Consider the following 14,061-nt stretch of genomic DNA (forward strand, 5'->3'; position numbering starts at 1 on the left):
ATCTCCAAGGTCGAGATCGAGCGCACCCGTGACCGTGTCCGCGTGGACGTCTACACCGCCCGGCCGGGCATCGTCATCGGCCGCCGCGGTGTGGAGGCCGACCGGATCCGTACGGACCTTGAGAAGCTGACCGGCAAGCAGGTGCAGCTGAACGTCTTCGAGGTGAAGAACCCGGAGATCGACGCGCAGCTCGTCGCCCAGGGCGTCGCCGAGCAGCTGAGCAGCCGCGTGGCGTTCCGCCGCGCGATGCGTAAGGCCATGCAGAGCGCGATGAAGAGCGGTGCCAAGGGCATCCGTATCCAGTGTGGTGGTCGTCTGGGTGGGGCTGAAATGTCCCGCTCGGAGTTCTACCGCGAGGGTCGGGTCCCGCTGCACACGCTTCGCGCCGACATCGACTACGGCTTCTTCGAGGCCCGGACGACGTTCGGTCGCATCGGTGTGAAGGTGTGGATCTACAAGGGCGACGCCCCTGTGACCCGCGCCGAGCGTGAGGCCGCCCAGGCCGCGCAGCGTACCGCCGGTGGCGGTCAGCGCCGCGAGCGTCCGCAGCGCCGCCGTCGTGGCGGCCCCGCGGGTGGCGGTCAGCAGAGCACCGAAGCCAAGGCCGGCGCTTCCGCCGAGGCCCCGAAGACCGAGGGGAGCTGACCAGTGCTTATTCCTCGTAAGGTCAAGTACCGCAAGCAGCACCACCCGGACCTTCGTGGCAAGGCCAAGGGCGGGACCCGGGTCACCTTCGGTGAGTACGGTATCCAGGCCCTTGAGTCCGCTTACGTGACGAACCGTCAGATCGAGTCCGCTCGTATCGCCATGACGCGTCACATCAAGCGTGGCGGCAAGGTGTGGATCAACATCTTCCCGGACCGTCCGCTGACCAAGAAGCCGGCCGAGGTCCGTATGGGCTCCGGTAAGGGCTCGCCCGAGTGGTGGGTCGCGCCGGTCAAGCCGGGTCGCGTGATGTTCGAGCTGTCGGGCGTGCCCGAGGCGGTGGCCAAGGAGGCCATGAGCCGTGCCATGCACAAGCTCCCGATGAAGTGCAAGTTTGTTAAGCGTGAGGGGGAGTGATGGCGAAGTCCGTGACTGCCCATGAGCTGCGCGACCAGTCCGTCGAGGACCTGGTCACCAAGCTCAAGGAAGCCAAGGAAGAGCTCTTCAACCTCCGCTTCCAGGCCGCCACCGGCCAGCTCGACAACCACAGCCGTCTTCGCACGGTCAAGCGCGAGATCGCGCGGATCTACACGGTCATGCGCGAGCACGAGCTGGGCATCGTCCCGCTGTCTGGTGAGTCGGCTGAGGAGACGAAGGAAGCAGCCGAATGACTGAGAACCAGACCGCGGCCCGTAACGACCGCAAGACGCGTGAAGGCCTCGTCGTCAGCGACAAGATGGACAAGACCGTCGTTGTCGAGGTCGAAGACCGTGTCACGCACGCCCTGTACGGCAAGGTCATCCGTCGGACGACCAAGTACAAGGCCCACGATGAGGCGAACTCCTGTGGCGTCGGTGACCGGGTCCTCATGATGGAGACCCGGCCGCTCTCCGCGACGAAGCGTTGGCGCGTCGTGGAGATCCTGGAGAAGGCTAAGTAACCCCGGCCTGTCGGCGGCCGACACCAGTTGTCGGCCGCCGTCGCGAGGGGTGAGACCACCTAGCCGTGCGGCAGTGGACCGCACGCATCAAATCAGGAGCAGACGTGATTCAGCAGGAGTCGCGACTCAAGGTCGCCGACAACACGGGTGCCAAGGAGATCCTTACCATCCGTGTTCTCGGTGGCTCGGGTCGGCGCTACGCCGGAATGGGCGACACCATCGTCGCCACGGTGAAGGACGCCCTGCCTGGCGCTGGAGTCAAGAAGGGCGACGTCGTCAAGGCCGTTATCGTGCGCACCGCCAAGGAGCGCCGCCGGCCCGACGGCTCCTACATCCGCTTCGATGAGAACGCTGCCGTGCTCATCAAGGACGGTGGGGACCCGCGAGGCACCCGCATCTTCGGCCCGGTGGGCCGTGAGCTGCGTGACAAGAAGTACATGCGCATCATTTCGCTGGCGCCGGAGGTGCTCTAAGCGATGAAGATCAAATCTGGCGACGAGGTCATCGTTCTCGCCGGCAAGGACAAGGGTGCCACGGGGAAGGTCGTCAAGGCCCTTCCCAAGGAAGACCGTGTCATCGTCGAGGGCGTCAACCTGGTCAAGAAGCACAGGAAGGCCAACCCCGCCGGTGGCGAGCAGGGAGAGGTCGTCACCAAGGAGGCCTCCATCCACGTGAGCAACGTTGCGCTCGCGGTGGAAGGCAAGGCCACCCGGGTCGGCTACCGCTTCGAGGAGGACGGAACCAAGGTTCGCGTCTCCCGCCGCACCGGTAAGGACATCTGATGACGGTTACCAACGACATCACCGCCCCTCCGATGCCGCGTCTGAAGGAGAAGTACCGCAACGAGATCGTTGCGGGCCTCAAGGACGAGTTCGGCATCGAGAACGTCATGCAGATCCCCGGTCTCACGAAGATCGTGGTGAACATGGGCGTCGGCGAGGCGGCTCGTGACGCGAAGCTCATTCAAGGCGCGATCGCCGACCTTTCGGCGATCACCGGGCAGAAGCCGAAGATCAACCGGGCCAAGAACTCCATCGCGCAGTTCAAGCTGCGCGAAGGTCAGCCGATCGGTGCCAGCGTGACGCTGCGCGGCGACCGGATGTGGGAGTTCCTCGACCGGCTGCTCTCCCTGGCCCTGCCCCGTATCCGGGACTTCCGTGGCCTTTCCCCCAAGCAGTTCGACGGGAACGGGAACTACACCTTCGGTCTGACCGAACAGGTCATGTTCCACGAGGTGAACCCGGACAAGGTCGACCGGCAGCGTGGGATGGACATCACTGTCGTCACCACCGCCACCATCGACGACCAGGGCCGCAGCCTGCTCAAGCGGCTCGGTTTCCCGTTCAAGGAAGCCTGAGGGGTTAAACATGGCTAAGAAGTCCCTGATCGCCAAGGCGAACCGGAAGCCGAAGTTCGGCGTTCGGGCATATACTCGATGCTCGCGGTGCGGTCGCCCGCGTGCCGTCTTCAAGAAGTTCGGCCTGTGCCGTATCTGCTTCCGCGAGATGGCGCACCGGGGCGAGCTGCCCGGCATCACCAAGTCGAGCTGGTAGTTTCCGGCCGGGCCGACCGCGCTCACGCGCCTGGTCGGCCCCCGGAGACGCCACCTTCCCGGTGGCTCGACGCAGGACCCGTCATCCTCCACCACGGAATTTGACGGGAAAGCGAAATTCATTCACCAGGGCACGGCAGTCCCACGGGGACAGCGGTGCCCACGACCACGCCGAAGGTCCGTTTGTGCACTTCACGGGGGAAACCTCGCGGAAGGCAGGCTCTGGGAAGGCCCGCACTCGGAAACCGCGGTGAGGAAGGGCCAGTCGGCCATGACAATGACCGACCCGATCGCAGACATGTTGACGCGTCTGCGTAACGCGAATTCGGCTTACCACGACACCGTGACGATGCCGTTTTCCAAGATCAAGGCGCACATCGCCGAGGTCCTCCAGCATGAGGGCTTCATTCAGGGGTGGCGGACCGAGGAGGCCACAGTCGGCCAGAGCCTCGTCCTGGAGCTGAAGTACGGCCCCACGCGTGAGCGCTCCATCGCGGGCATCCGCCGGGTGTCCAAGCCCGGTCTCCGCGTGTACGCGAAGAAGGACAACCTTCCTCGCGTTCTGGGTGGCCTCGGTGTGGCCATCATTTCGACGTCCGGCGGCCTGATGACTGACAAGCAGGCCAAGAAGCGTGGCGTGGGCGGCGAAGTCCTCGCTTACGTCTGGTAATAGGGAGAGACGAAAAGCATGTCGCGTATCGGTCGACTGCCGCTCTCGGTCCCCAAGGGCGTCGAGGTCACGATTAACGGGCAAGACGTCACTGTCAAGGGGCCGAAGGGCGAACTGAAGCACACGATCACCGAGCCCATCACCGCCTCCTTCGAGGATGGTGTGGTCACGGTGTCGCGTCCCGACGACAAGCCGGAGAACCGGTCGCTGCACGGTCTGAACCGTGCGATGATCGCGAACCTCGTCGAGGGTGTCTCCAAGGGCTACTCCAAGACTCTGGAAATCCACGGCGTGGGTTACCGGGTGCAGGCTCGCGGCTCCAACCTGGAGTTCTCGCTGGGCTACAGCCACCCCGTCGTGGTGGAGCCGCCGGAAGGCATCTCCTTCCGCGTGGAGAAGCCGACGATCCTTCACGTCGAGGGCATCGACAAGCAGCTGGTGGGCCAGGTCGCCGCGAACATCCGCGGTCTGCGCAGGCCTGACCCGTACAAGGCCAAGGGCGTGCGCTACCAGGGTGAGCACATCCGCCGCAAGGCCGGAAAGGCTGGTAAGTAGGCATGGGCATCACCGTGAGCCGCAAGCGCACCGCGAAGGCCACCACCGCTCGCAAGCGTCGCCAGTTCCGGGTGCGCAAGAAGGTCGTGGGCACCGCCGAGCGTCCCCGTCTGGCCGTCTTCCGCTCCTCCAAGCACATCGTCGCGCAGGTCATCGACGACACCAAGGGTCACACCCTGGTCGCCGCCTCCAGCGTCGAAGCGGATGTGCGTGGCGCCGATGGCACCAAGTCCGACAAGTCCGTGAAGGTCGGCGAGCTCGTCGCGCAGCGCGCGAAGGACGCCGGCATCACCAAGGTCGTCTTCGACCGTGCCGGTAACCGGTACGCCGGCCGCATCGTGAAGCTCGCCGAGGCGGCGCGCGAAGGCGGGCTGGAGTTCTGATGACCGTTGTACAGGCCGAGAACAACCACGAGAAGAGGAACCACTGATGGCTGCAGCACCGCGGCGCGGCGCCGGTGGCGAGCGGCGTGATCGCCGTGACGATCGCCGCGGCGGCGCCGCAGACAAGGGTGTCTCCTACATCGAGAAGGTCGTGACCATCAACCGGGTCGCGAAGGTCGTCAAGGGCGGCCGTCGCTTCTCCTTCACCGCGCTCGTCATCGTCGGTGACGGTAACGGCATGGTGGGTGTCGGTTACGGCAAGGCCAAGGAAGTCCCGGCCGCCATCGCCAAGGGTGTCGAGGAGGCGAAGAAGAACTTCTTCCGCGTCCCCCGCGTCCAGGGCACGATCACGCACCAGATCCAGGGTGAGGATGCCGCGGGTGTCGTCCTGCTGCGTCCGGCCGCCCCGGGTACCGGTGTGATCGCCGGTGGTCCGGTCCGCGCCGTCCTGGAGTGCGCCGGTATCCACGACGTCCTGAGCAAGTCGCTCGGTTCGTCCAACCCGCTCAACATCGTGCGCGCCACGGTGGCCGCTCTGAAGGGCCTCAACCAGCCCGAGGAGATCGCCGCCCGTCGTGGCCTGCCGATCGAGGACGTCGCCCCGGCCGCCATGCTGCGCGCTCGTGCTGAGGCGAAGGCAGGAGCCTGATCATGGCAAAGATCAAGATCACGCAGACCGGCTCCAAGATCGGCGGCAAGGAGAAGCAGCGCGCTGCTCTCCAGTCGCTGGGTCTGGGCCGGATCGGTAAGTCCACCGTCCGTGAGGACCGCCCTGAGGTTCGCGGGCAGATCACGATCGTCTCGCACCTCGTCACTGTCGAGGAGGTCGCAGAATGAGCGACTACAGCCCCGACGAGCCGCTCAAGCTCCACCACCTGCGTCCCGCCCCGGGTGCCAACAAGGCCAAGATCCGCAAGGGTCGTGGCGAGGCCTCCAAGGGTAAGACCGCCGGTCGCGGTACCAAGGGCACGAAGGCTCGTAACACCGTCCGGCCCGGTTTCGAGGGTGGGCAGATGCCCCTCATCCGCCGGGTCCCGAAGCTCAAGGGCTTCAGCAACTCCCTGTTCAAGACGACCTACCAGGTCGTCAACCTGGACAGGCTGAGCGAGCTCTACCCCGAGGGTGGCGAGGTCACCGTCGAGGGTCTGGTCGACAAGGGCGCGGTTCGCAAGAACCAGCCCGTCAAGGTGCTGGGCACCGGTGAGATCACCGTCGCCGTGCAGGTGAGCGTGAACGCGTTCTCCTCCTCGGCGAAGGAGAAGATCACCGCCGCCGGTGGCACCGTCACCGAGCTGTAGGGGTTTTCCCTACGATGCGCATTTGGGGGCGTCCGCCCGGCAGGATCCGCGAGGATCGGCTGGTCGGGCGCCCTCACGCATTGTGAGTGTTGATCGTTATGGCTCACGAACCCTGCTATTGGGTGATGGCTGTTACAGTGCCATCTGTTTGAGCTCCCCGCTTGACGTAATGTGAGTACTTCCGAGCAACGGGCGACGTGCCCGCTGCTGACGTTCTACGACGATTCAGGATCGGCCGCGATGTCTGGAACCCGTTCCGCCGCCGAAGCCGCGCAGGAGGAGACGTGCTAGGTGCGTTCGTTCGTGCATTCCGCACGCCCGACCTGCGCAATAAGCTGCTGTTCACACTGTTCATCCTGACGCTGTTCCGTCTGGGATCGGTGATCCCGGCCCCGGGCATCGACTCGGCGGCGATCAGGGAACAGATGGAGACCATCACCACCGCCGACCAGTCCGGCGTCTACGCCCTGGTCAACCTGTTCAGTGGTGGAGCGCTTCTGCAACTGGCGGTGTTCGCGCTCGGGGTCATGCCGTACATCACCGCGAGCATCATCATCAACCTGCTGACGGTGGTCATCCCCCGCCTGGAGTCCCTCAAGAAGGAGGGCCAGGCCGGTCAGGGCAAGATCACCCAGTACACCCGCTATCTCACGCTCATGCTGGCGGTGCTGCAGGCGACCAGCATCGTGGCCATGGCCCGCACCGGTGCGCTGTTCCAGAACGCCATCCCGGTCTCGTCCTACATGCCCAACCAGGACATCATGACGATGGTGACCATCGTCTTCACGATGACCGGCGGCACCGTGATCATCATGTGGATGGGCGAGCTCATCACCGAGCGCGGTGTCGGCAACGGCATGTCGCTGCTCATCTTCACCCAGGTCATCGCGGTCTTCCCGTCCTCGATCATGGGTCTGTACGAAGAGCGCTCCATCTGGATCTTCATCATCATCTGTATCGCCGCCCTGGCCCTGATCACCGCCGTGGTGTTCATGGAGCAGGCCCAGCGCCGTATCCCGGTGCAGTACGCGAAACGGATGGTGGGCCGTCGGATGTACGGGGGCAGTTCCACCTACATCCCGCTGAAGGTCAACCAGGCGGGCATCATCCCCGTGATCTTCGCCTCTTCTTTGCTGTACCTCCCGCAGCTGATCGTGGGTCTGATCGGTCAGGACTCCACCCATCCGGTGGCTCAGTTCTTCCAGACCTACTTCCTCACCGGCACTCACCCCGTCTACATGGCGACCTTCTTCGTCATGATCGTCGGCTTCGCGTTCTTCTACGTGGCGATTACCTTCAACCCCACCGAAGTCGCCGACAACATGAAGAAGTACGGTGGGTTCATCCCGGGTATCCGACCAGGGCGTCCGACCGCCGAGTATCTCGACTTCGTGCTCACTCGGCTCACGACTCCCGGCTCTCTGTACCTGGGTGTGATCGCTCTCCTGCCGATGGTCGCTCTCGGTGCCACCGGTGCCGACATGAACTTCCCCTTCGGCGGGACGAGCATCCTGATCATGGTCGGTGTCGGGCTGGACACGGTGAAGCAGATCGAGAGTCACCTCCAGCAGAGGAACTACGAAGGTTTTCTGCGATAAATGCGAGCTGTATTGGTGGGGCCGCCTGGGGCCGGTAAAGGCACCCAGGCCCAGATCCTCGCGGAAGAGCTGTCGATCCCGAAGGTGTCCACCGGTGACATCTTCCGGGCCAACGTCAGTGGTGGTACCGAACTCGGCAAGAAGGCCAAGGAGTTCATGGACCGTGGCGACCTCGTCCCCGACGAGATCACCAACGCCATGGTCAAGGACCGACTGGCCCAGGACGACGCCGCGGGGGGTTTCCTGCTCGACGGGTTCCCTCGTAACGTCCCCCAGGCGGAGACGCTCAAGGGGATGCTCGCCGACCTCGGCTCGAACCTGGACGTCGTCCTGGAGCTGAGGGTCGACGAGGAGGAGGTCGTCAAGCGCCTCTCCGGTCGTCGATCCTGCCCCGAGTGCGGTCGGGTGTACCACGTCGAATACGACGCCCCGAACGTGGCGGGCAAGTGCGACAACGAGGGTGCCGAGCTGTACCAGCGCGAGGACGACCGTGAGGAGACCATCCGGCACCGCCTGAAGGTCTACCGCGAGCAGACCGCGCCGCTGGTCGAGTACTACTCCGGTGAGGGCCTGCTGGCCACGATCTCGGCCACGGGCCCCGTGGCCGAGGTGACGTCGCGAGCCAAGTCGGCCATCGCCGAGAAGAGGTCGGCCGCCTGATGTTCGGCAAGGCCGATCCCGACGTGCAGATCAAGACGCCGGAGCAGATCGCCAAGATGAGGGCGGCGGGCCAGGTCGTGGCCGACGCCTTGGACACCCTCCGGGCCGCCGTGCGGCCCGGAGTGTCCACCCTCGAACTCGACTCGATCGCCGAGAAGGTGATCCGGGGCGCCGGGGCCATCCCGTCGTTCAAGGGCTACCACGGTTTCCCCGGGTCGATCTGTGCCTCGGTGAACGAGGAGGTCGTGCACGGCATCCCCAGTTCCGAGCGTGTGCTGGCCGACGGCGACATCATCTCCATCGACTGCGGTGCCATCCTCGACGGCTGGCACGGCGACTCCGCGGTCACCATCGCGGTGGGCGAGGCCCGCTCCGAGGACCTGGCCATGATGGACGTGTGCGAGGAGTCCATGTGGCGGGGGATCGCCGAGATGGTCCCGGGCAAGCGCCTCGGGGACATCGGTCACGCGATCGGCGGCTACATTTCGCAGAACGGTGGCTACGGCAACGTGCGCGAGTACGGTGGCCACGGCATCGGCACCCAGATGCACATGGACCCGCACGTGCTCAACTACGGCAAGCGCGGCAAGGGCATGCGGCTTCGCGAGGGCATGTGCCTGGCGATCGAGCCGATGACCACGCTGGGCAAGCACGACGTGGTGGAACTCGACGACGGTTGGACCGTCGTGACGAGGGACGGTCGTCGCGCGGCCCACTTCGAGCACACTGTGGCCATCACCGCCGAAGGTCCGATGGTGCTGACCGCACGCGAGTCCAACCGCGATAAAATCGACTCGATGGGGTTCGTCCAGCCGACCTGGTGACGGCGGGCCCACCCCCGCGTCCCGTCGGGATCCGGCGGCGATGGGGTGGTGACCACTCCCTGGTGTAAAGGCGAGGTACGAACAGTGTCCGACCCGGGGCCTTCCACACGAACCTCCGACTCCGAACGCGATCGGGTGGCGCGGCTGCTCCAGGAGCACTTCGCCCAGGGGCGGCTCGACCACGAGGAGTTCACCGAGCGTCTCGGCCAGGCGTACAAGGCCAAGACGACGGACGACCTCGCCAGGGTGACGGCGGACCTTCCCGAGAGGGATGTCGCGGACACCCGACACACGGGCGGCTTCGAGACGAGCGTGGCGGCGCCGCCGCTGCGCCTGCGGGATCCGGCCCTGATGGTCCCGTGGTGGCTCTACGGCGGCGTCAACATCCTCTGCTTCACCATCTGGCTCATCCTGTACCTGACCACCGACGCTTCGTATCCGTGGTTCCTGTGGGTCCTGGCGCCCTGGGGAATCCTGATGCTCGTGGTGACGTTCGGAGTCCTGGCCGCCCAAAAGGGCGGCCAGGACTCCGAACAGGGTTGAAGCGCCTGATCCGCTTCAGGGCGGGTGGTTTCGTTCGGTGAGGCGGAGCGTGTAGGCTGCTCTGCTCTCGTGTCGAGAGCACTTGCCGGAAGGGGATAGACTGTCACTGCCCATACGCGGGCTGTTGGGTCAGTCTGCCTTCTTTGTGCCACGTCTTCTTATCGACGTAAGCCTTGCAGTTGGCCTGGACTTCCAGTGTGTTCCGGCGTCGGTGGCGCGGTGTATCCGTGGCCGCCGGGGCCGTCGCGTCATGCGAGGGACCACTCAGGTCGCGTCGGGTCGTCCTGATCAACCAAATCGATGAGCGAGGCGTGGAGGACATGGCAAAGAAAGACGGCGCCATCGAGATCGAGGGTTCCGTTGTCGAGTCCCTACCCAACGCTATGTTCAAGGTAGAGCTCGATAACGGGCACCAGGTTCTTGCCCACATCAGCGGCAAGATGCGAATGAACTACATTCGTATTCTTCCCGACGACCGTGTCGTCGTGGAACTGAGCCCGTACGACCTCACGCGCGGGCGCATCGTTTACCGCTACAAGTAGCCCGTCCGGGGCCGCACGGCCCGTGACTGGTGATGTGATGAGTTCGGAGTCACCATGAAGGTCAAGCCGAGCGTGAAGAAGATCTGCGCGAAGTGCCGCGTGATTCGCCGTAACGGCCGGATCATGGTCATTTGCTCGGACCCGCGGCACAAGCAGCGCCAGGGCTGACCAAGCCCCGGTTCGCCGGCCGCGACTTCCGCGTCGCACCGGACCCGGGTAGGGGATTGGTTCCCCGGCCGGGCCCTTGAAACAACGAAAAACCTGTTCCGATCTCCCGCCCGTTGGCGGTGGGGGAGAACCCTCGGTCGGAGGCCGGGGCCTCGTCGATTGGGCGACGAGAGGATGGAACGGGTCAGACCTCCGCACATGCATGGATGGAGTCTCGCCCACATGGCACGTATTGCCGGCGTAGACCTCCCCCGCGACAAGCGGGTGGAGATTGCTCTCACGTACGTTTTCGGGGTTGGCCGCACTCGCGCCATCGAAACCCTGAAGAACACCGGTGTCGACGGGAACACGCGCGTCCACCAGCTGTCCGAAGAGGACCTGGTCAAGCTGCGCGACTGGATCGACGCCAACTACCAGGTCGAGGGTGACCTGCGACGCGAGGTCCAGGCCGACATCCGTCGCAAGATGGAGATCGGTAGCTACCAGGGCATCCGTCACCGTCGTGGTCTCCCGGTGCGTGGTCAGCGCACGCAGACCAACGCCCGTACCCGTAAGGGCAAGAAGAAGACCGTGGCCGGCAAGAAGAAGGCCAAGAAGTAGTCCGCCTCGGACCTGTCGACCGCGTCCGAGAAGTAATCAACGGACCGATGATCTCTGGGAGTTTCACGCATGCCGCCTAAGGGCCGTCAGGGTGCCGCGCGCAAGGTGCGCCGCAAGGAAAAGAAGAACATTGTCCACGGGCACGCTCACATCAAGAGCACGTTCAACAACACGGTCGTCAGCATCACCGACCCGACCGGTGCCGTGATCTCGTGGGCCAGCTCGGGTCAGGTCGGTTTCAAGGGGTCGCGTAAGTCCACCCCCTACGCCGCCCAGATGGCCGCCGAGGCCGCCGCTCGTCGTGCTCAGGAGCACGGTGTGCGCAAGGTCGACGTCTTCGTGAAGGGCCCGGGCTCGGGCCGCGAGACCGCCATCCGTTCGCTGCAGGCGACCGGGCTCGAGGTGGGCTCCATCCAGGACGTCACCCCGGTTCCGCACAACGGCTGCCGCCCGCCGAAGCGCCGCCGCGTCTGAGCCGGTACCGGCGCCCGCGTCTCCTACCCGCGGGCGCCTCGTGGTGCGGTCCGCCTCCACCCTGGTGGGGTGAGGGGCGGACCGGGTAGGAATCCGATCAGGGGACACCGCCGACCGGGCGGTGTCCATCCGGTGGCCGTCAAATAGCGGGCGGCCATGTGGAAGGGAAGACACGGACCATGTTGATCGCACAGCGTCCGACGCTCACTGAGGAGACCATCTCCGAGTGGCGTTCGAAGTTCGTCATCGAGCCGCTGGAGCCGGGTTTCGGTTACACCATCGGTAACTCGCTCCGGCGTACCCTGCTGTCCTCCATCCCCGGCGCGGCTGTCACCAGCATTCGCATCGAGGGCGTCGAGCACGAGTTCACCACCGTGCCCGGTGTCAAGGAGGACGTCACGGAGATGATCCTCAACCTCAAGGGCCTTGTCGTCAGCTCCGAGCACGACGAGCCGGTGCTGATGTACCTGCGCAAGCAGGGCCCGGGTGTGGTGACCGCCGCGGACATCGCTCCGCCGGCCGGTGTCGAGGTGCACAACCCCGACCTGCACATCGCCACGCTCAACGGCAAGGGCAAGCTGGAGATGGAGCTGACGGTCGAGCGCGGCCGCGGTTACGTCTCGGCGACGCAGAACAAGCAGCAGGGCCAGGAGATCGGTCGCATTCCGATCGACTCCATCTACTCGCCCGTGCTGCGTGTGACCTACAAGGTCGAGGCGACCCGTGTCGAGCAGCGCACAGACTTCGACCGCCTGATCGTCGACATCGAGACCAAGCCGGCCATCCGTCCCCGTGACGCCGTGGCCAGCGCGGGCAAGACCCTGGTCGAGCTGTTCGGTCTGGCGCGGGAGCTCAACGTCGACGCCGAGGGCATCGACATGGGCCCGTCGCCGACGGACGCGGCCCTGGCGGCCGACCTGGCGCTGCCGATCGAGGACCTCAACCTCACGGTTCGTTCCTACAACTGCCTCAAGCGCGAGGGCATCCACAGCGTTGGCGAGCTGGTTGCCCGTTCTGAGCAGGACCTTCTGGACATCCGGAACTTCGGTGCCAAGTCCATCGACGAGGTCAAGCAGAAGCTCGTCGACATGGGCCTGTCCCTGAAGGATTCCCCGCCCGGATTCGACCCCGGCACCGCGGCCGACTCCTTCGGCTCCGAGGACGACGAGGGTGAGTCCTTCGTCGAGACGGAGCAGTTCTAGACCTTCGTCGCCCAATGGTCCCCGGCCGAGTGCGGCCGCGGACCGCATCACTAGGAGAACGAAAACATGCCCACGCCTACCAAGGGCGCCCGTCTGGGTTCCGGGCCCGCGCACGAGCGGCACATCCTGGCGAACCTGGCCACCTCGCTGTTCCAGCACGGCCGTATCCGCACCACGGAGGCCAAGGCCAAGCGCCTGCGTCCGTACGCCGAGAAGCTCATCACCCTCGGCAAGCGCGGTGACCTGCACGCCCGTCGTCAGGTGCTCACCAAGATCACCGACAAGGCCGTCGTGCACGAGCTCTTCACCGAGATCGGCCCGCGCTTCGAGAACCGCCCCGGTGGTTACACCCGCATCACCAAGATCGGTCCGCGCAAGGGCGACAACGCCCCGATGGCTGTCATCGAGCTGGTCGAGGCGCTGAGCGCCCCCGCCGCTCCGGCCGCCGCTGCCGCCCCGGTCGAGGAGACCCCTGAGGCTCCCGCCGAGGAGACCGTCGAGGCCAAGACCGAGGAGGCCCCCGAGGCCGCCGAGGAGAGCGCCGAGAGCAAGTAGGGTGCCCGTGCGTGGCCGGCAGGTCCGCGCGAAGCCCTCGTGAGTGCCCGACCCTTGTGGGGGTCGGGCACTTCTCTTTTGTCCGGACCGGGGTGGCCGGCGAGGTGGAACGGATGGGGATGGACGAGAACGAGACCGTCCGGCTGCGGCTGGACATCGCCTACGACGGAACGGACTTCTCCGGTTGGGCGACCCAACCGACCCGTCGGACCGTGCAGGGTGAACTGGAGTCGGCTCTGGCCAAGGTGCTGCGTCTACCGCAGGTGTCGGTGACCTGTGCGGGGCGCACCGACGCGGGGGTGCACGCCCGCGGGCAGGTGGCACAGCTCGATGTGCCGGGCGAGACCTGGGAGAACGAGGGCGAGCGTGTGCTGCGCCGGTTGGCCGGGGTGCTGCCCAGGGACGTTCGGGTCAACGCCGTGCGTGTGGCCGCGCCCGGGTTCGACGCCAGGTTCTCGCCGCTGTTCCGCCGCTACGTGTACCGGGTGAGCGACGCTCCCTACGGTGTGGAGCCGCTGCGCCGCCGTGACGTGCTCTGGCACCGGCACCCGTTGGACGTGGACCGGATGAACGAGGCGGCGACCCTGCTCGTCGGGGAGCACGACTTCGCGGCCTTTTGCAAGAAGCGGGAGGGCGCCACCACGATCCGTGAGCTGCTGAGATTGTCGTGGGTGCGCGAGGACGAGTACGTACTGGCCGGAACCATCCAGGCCGACGCGTTCTGCCACAACATGGTCCGCGCGCTCGTGGGTGCGCTCCTGGCGGTCGGGGACGGCCGTCAGGACGTGGAGTGGCCTGGGCGGATCCTGGGCGCCGCCGTGCGCGATTCCTCGGTGCACGTTGTCGGTCCCC

The 14,061-nt window shown here is 65.7% G+C and carries 25 protein-coding genes; all 25 read left to right on the top strand.

Annotation, left to right across the window (positions count from 1 at the left end; genetic code table 11):
• The coding region (gene rpsC, locus K8V84_RS13950) for a 30S ribosomal protein S3 (protein ID WP_304074787.1) at nucleotides 1–645 on the top strand (645 nt) is incomplete at its 5' end.
• 3 nt (nucleotides 646–648) lie between these two features.
• Nucleotides 649–1,062 carry a 50S ribosomal protein L16 gene (rplP, locus tag K8V84_RS13955; protein ID WP_067597781.1) on the top strand — a complete coding sequence of 138 codons (414 nt, stop codon included), beginning with the start codon at nucleotides 649–651 and terminating at the stop codon, nucleotides 1,060–1,062.
• Nucleotides 1,062–1,316: a 50S ribosomal protein L29 gene (gene rpmC / locus K8V84_RS13960; protein WP_067597784.1), complete on the top strand. Its 255-nt coding sequence runs from the start codon at nucleotides 1,062–1,064 to the stop codon at nucleotides 1,314–1,316. The genes rplP and rpmC overlap by 1 nt, the downstream gene beginning before the upstream one ends.
• Nucleotides 1,313–1,585, top strand: coding sequence for a 30S ribosomal protein S17 (gene rpsQ, locus K8V84_RS13965; protein ID WP_304074789.1), 273 nt, complete (start codon nucleotides 1,313–1,315; stop codon nucleotides 1,583–1,585). Before rpmC ends, rpsQ begins: the two co-directional genes overlap by 4 nt.
• A gap of 104 nt (nucleotides 1,586–1,689) precedes the next feature.
• Nucleotides 1,690–2,058, top strand: a complete 369-nt coding sequence (gene rplN, locus K8V84_RS13970) for a 50S ribosomal protein L14 (protein WP_067597790.1) — start codon at nucleotides 1,690–1,692, stop codon at nucleotides 2,056–2,058.
• 3 nt (nucleotides 2,059–2,061) lie between these two features.
• The gene (gene rplX, locus K8V84_RS13975) at nucleotides 2,062–2,367 is read left to right on the top strand and encodes a 50S ribosomal protein L24 (RefSeq protein WP_304074791.1); all 306 of its coding nucleotides are present in this window, start codon (nucleotides 2,062–2,064) and stop codon (nucleotides 2,365–2,367) included.
• A complete protein-coding gene (gene rplE / locus K8V84_RS13980) occupies nucleotides 2,367–2,942 on the top strand; it encodes a 50S ribosomal protein L5 (RefSeq protein ID WP_067597796.1) in 576 nt (191 codons plus the stop codon). Before rplX ends, rplE begins: the two co-directional genes overlap by 1 nt.
• A gap of 10 nt (nucleotides 2,943–2,952) precedes the next feature.
• The gene (locus K8V84_RS13985; RefSeq protein WP_067597799.1) at nucleotides 2,953–3,138 is read left to right on the top strand and encodes a type Z 30S ribosomal protein S14; all 186 of its coding nucleotides are present in this window, start codon (nucleotides 2,953–2,955) and stop codon (nucleotides 3,136–3,138) included.
• 270 nt (nucleotides 3,139–3,408) lie between these two features.
• Nucleotides 3,409–3,807 (top strand): 30S ribosomal protein S8, encoded by a 399-nt coding sequence (gene rpsH, locus K8V84_RS13990; RefSeq protein WP_067597865.1) that lies wholly within the window; start codon nucleotides 3,409–3,411, stop codon nucleotides 3,805–3,807.
• Nucleotides 3,808–3,825: 18 nt separating this feature from the next.
• Nucleotides 3,826–4,362: a 50S ribosomal protein L6 gene (gene rplF / locus K8V84_RS13995; RefSeq protein ID WP_304074794.1), complete on the top strand. Its 537-nt coding sequence runs from the start codon at nucleotides 3,826–3,828 to the stop codon at nucleotides 4,360–4,362.
• A gap of 2 nt (nucleotides 4,363–4,364) precedes the next feature.
• Entirely contained in the window at nucleotides 4,365–4,745 is a 381-nt protein-coding gene (rplR, locus tag K8V84_RS14000; RefSeq protein ID WP_304074795.1) for a 50S ribosomal protein L18, read from the top strand.
• Between the two features lie 46 nt (nucleotides 4,746–4,791).
• A complete protein-coding gene (gene rpsE, locus K8V84_RS14005; protein WP_304074796.1) occupies nucleotides 4,792–5,394 on the top strand; it encodes a 30S ribosomal protein S5 in 603 nt (200 codons plus the stop codon).
• A 2-nt stretch (nucleotides 5,395–5,396) separates the two neighbouring features.
• Nucleotides 5,397–5,582, top strand: a complete 186-nt coding sequence (rpmD, locus tag K8V84_RS14010; protein WP_017603897.1) for a 50S ribosomal protein L30 — start codon at nucleotides 5,397–5,399, stop codon at nucleotides 5,580–5,582.
• Nucleotides 5,579–6,043: a 50S ribosomal protein L15 gene (rplO, locus tag K8V84_RS14015; RefSeq protein WP_304074799.1), complete on the top strand. Its 465-nt coding sequence runs from the start codon at nucleotides 5,579–5,581 to the stop codon at nucleotides 6,041–6,043. The genes rpmD and rplO overlap by 4 nt, the downstream gene beginning before the upstream one ends.
• A gap of 284 nt (nucleotides 6,044–6,327) precedes the next feature.
• A complete protein-coding gene (gene secY, locus K8V84_RS14020; RefSeq protein ID WP_304074800.1) occupies nucleotides 6,328–7,641 on the top strand; it encodes a preprotein translocase subunit SecY in 1,314 nt (437 codons plus the stop codon).
• Nucleotides 7,642–8,301, top strand: coding sequence for an adenylate kinase (locus K8V84_RS14025; protein WP_304074801.1), 660 nt, complete (start codon nucleotides 7,642–7,644; stop codon nucleotides 8,299–8,301). It begins immediately after the preceding gene.
• On the top strand, nucleotides 8,301–9,125 hold the full coding sequence (gene map / locus K8V84_RS14030; protein WP_304074803.1) for a type I methionyl aminopeptidase: 825 nt from the start codon (nucleotides 8,301–8,303) through the stop codon (nucleotides 9,123–9,125). The genes K8V84_RS14025 and map overlap by 1 nt, the downstream gene beginning before the upstream one ends.
• An 84-nt stretch (nucleotides 9,126–9,209) precedes the next feature.
• A complete protein-coding gene (locus K8V84_RS14035) occupies nucleotides 9,210–9,668 on the top strand; it encodes a DUF1707 domain-containing protein (protein WP_304074805.1) in 459 nt (152 codons plus the stop codon).
• A 320-nt stretch (nucleotides 9,669–9,988) separates the two neighbouring features.
• Nucleotides 9,989–10,210 carry a translation initiation factor IF-1 gene (gene infA / locus K8V84_RS14040; protein ID WP_013156135.1) on the top strand — a complete coding sequence of 74 codons (222 nt, stop codon included), beginning with the start codon at nucleotides 9,989–9,991 and terminating at the stop codon, nucleotides 10,208–10,210.
• A 54-nt stretch (nucleotides 10,211–10,264) separates the two neighbouring features.
• On the top strand, nucleotides 10,265–10,378 hold the full coding sequence (rpmJ, locus tag K8V84_RS14045; protein WP_013156136.1) for a 50S ribosomal protein L36: 114 nt from the start codon (nucleotides 10,265–10,267) through the stop codon (nucleotides 10,376–10,378).
• Between the two features lie 222 nt (nucleotides 10,379–10,600).
• On the top strand, nucleotides 10,601–10,978 hold the full coding sequence (rpsM, locus tag K8V84_RS14050; RefSeq protein WP_304074816.1) for a 30S ribosomal protein S13: 378 nt from the start codon (nucleotides 10,601–10,603) through the stop codon (nucleotides 10,976–10,978).
• Between the two features lie 69 nt (nucleotides 10,979–11,047).
• Nucleotides 11,048–11,452, top strand: a complete 405-nt coding sequence (rpsK, locus tag K8V84_RS14055) for a 30S ribosomal protein S11 (protein WP_067597829.1) — start codon at nucleotides 11,048–11,050, stop codon at nucleotides 11,450–11,452.
• A gap of 179 nt (nucleotides 11,453–11,631) precedes the next feature.
• Nucleotides 11,632–12,654, top strand: a complete 1,023-nt coding sequence (locus K8V84_RS14060; protein ID WP_304074819.1) for a DNA-directed RNA polymerase subunit alpha — start codon at nucleotides 11,632–11,634, stop codon at nucleotides 12,652–12,654.
• A gap of 66 nt (nucleotides 12,655–12,720) precedes the next feature.
• Nucleotides 12,721–13,209 carry a 50S ribosomal protein L17 gene (gene rplQ, locus K8V84_RS14065; protein ID WP_304074821.1) on the top strand — a complete coding sequence of 163 codons (489 nt, stop codon included), beginning with the start codon at nucleotides 12,721–12,723 and terminating at the stop codon, nucleotides 13,207–13,209.
• Between the two features lie 119 nt (nucleotides 13,210–13,328).
• The coding region (gene truA / locus K8V84_RS14070) for a tRNA pseudouridine(38-40) synthase TruA (protein ID WP_304074823.1) at nucleotides 13,329–14,061 on the top strand (733 nt) is incomplete at its 3' end.

Origin of the sequence: Nocardiopsis listeri (assembly GCF_020741345.1) — a bacterium.
Lineage (GTDB): Bacteria > Actinomycetota > Actinomycetes > Streptosporangiales > Streptosporangiaceae > Nocardiopsis > Nocardiopsis listeri_A.

Bases quoted from the DNA above. Each gene is read 5' to 3' on its own strand.
- rpmC (WP_067597784.1), top strand. From the start codon at position 1,062: ATGGCGAAGTCCGTGACTGCCCATGAGCTGCGCGACCAGTCCGTCGAG.
- rpsH (WP_067597865.1), top strand. From the start codon at position 3,409: ATGACAATGACCGACCCGATCGCAGACATGTTGACGCGTCTGCGTAAC.
- rpsM (WP_304074816.1), top strand. From the start codon at position 10,601: ATGGCACGTATTGCCGGCGTAGACCTCCCCCGCGACAAGCGGGTGGAG.
- rplR (WP_304074795.1), top strand. From the start codon at position 4,365: ATGGGCATCACCGTGAGCCGCAAGCGCACCGCGAAGGCCACCACCGCT.
- rplQ (WP_304074821.1), top strand. From the start codon at position 12,721: ATGCCCACGCCTACCAAGGGCGCCCGTCTGGGTTCCGGGCCCGCGCAC.
- infA (WP_013156135.1), top strand. From the start codon at position 9,989: ATGGCAAAGAAAGACGGCGCCATCGAGATCGAGGGTTCCGTTGTCGAG.
- rplX (WP_304074791.1), top strand. From the start codon at position 2,062: ATGAAGATCAAATCTGGCGACGAGGTCATCGTTCTCGCCGGCAAGGAC.
- rpsE (WP_304074796.1), top strand. From the start codon at position 4,792: ATGGCTGCAGCACCGCGGCGCGGCGCCGGTGGCGAGCGGCGTGATCGC.
- map (WP_304074803.1), top strand. From the start codon at position 8,301: ATGTTCGGCAAGGCCGATCCCGACGTGCAGATCAAGACGCCGGAGCAG.
- K8V84_RS14060 (WP_304074819.1), top strand. From the start codon at position 11,632: ATGTTGATCGCACAGCGTCCGACGCTCACTGAGGAGACCATCTCCGAG.
- rplO (WP_304074799.1), top strand. From the start codon at position 5,579: ATGAGCGACTACAGCCCCGACGAGCCGCTCAAGCTCCACCACCTGCGT.
- rplF (WP_304074794.1), top strand. From the start codon at position 3,826: ATGTCGCGTATCGGTCGACTGCCGCTCTCGGTCCCCAAGGGCGTCGAG.
- rpmJ (WP_013156136.1), top strand. From the start codon at position 10,265: ATGAAGGTCAAGCCGAGCGTGAAGAAGATCTGCGCGAAGTGCCGCGTG.
- rpsQ (WP_304074789.1), top strand. From the start codon at position 1,313: ATGACTGAGAACCAGACCGCGGCCCGTAACGACCGCAAGACGCGTGAA.
- rpmD (WP_017603897.1), top strand. From the start codon at position 5,397: ATGGCAAAGATCAAGATCACGCAGACCGGCTCCAAGATCGGCGGCAAG.
- K8V84_RS14025 (WP_304074801.1), top strand. From the start codon at position 7,642: ATGCGAGCTGTATTGGTGGGGCCGCCTGGGGCCGGTAAAGGCACCCAG.
- K8V84_RS13985 (WP_067597799.1), top strand. From the start codon at position 2,953: ATGGCTAAGAAGTCCCTGATCGCCAAGGCGAACCGGAAGCCGAAGTTC.
- rplE (WP_067597796.1), top strand. From the start codon at position 2,367: ATGACGGTTACCAACGACATCACCGCCCCTCCGATGCCGCGTCTGAAG.
- rpsK (WP_067597829.1), top strand. From the start codon at position 11,048: ATGCCGCCTAAGGGCCGTCAGGGTGCCGCGCGCAAGGTGCGCCGCAAG.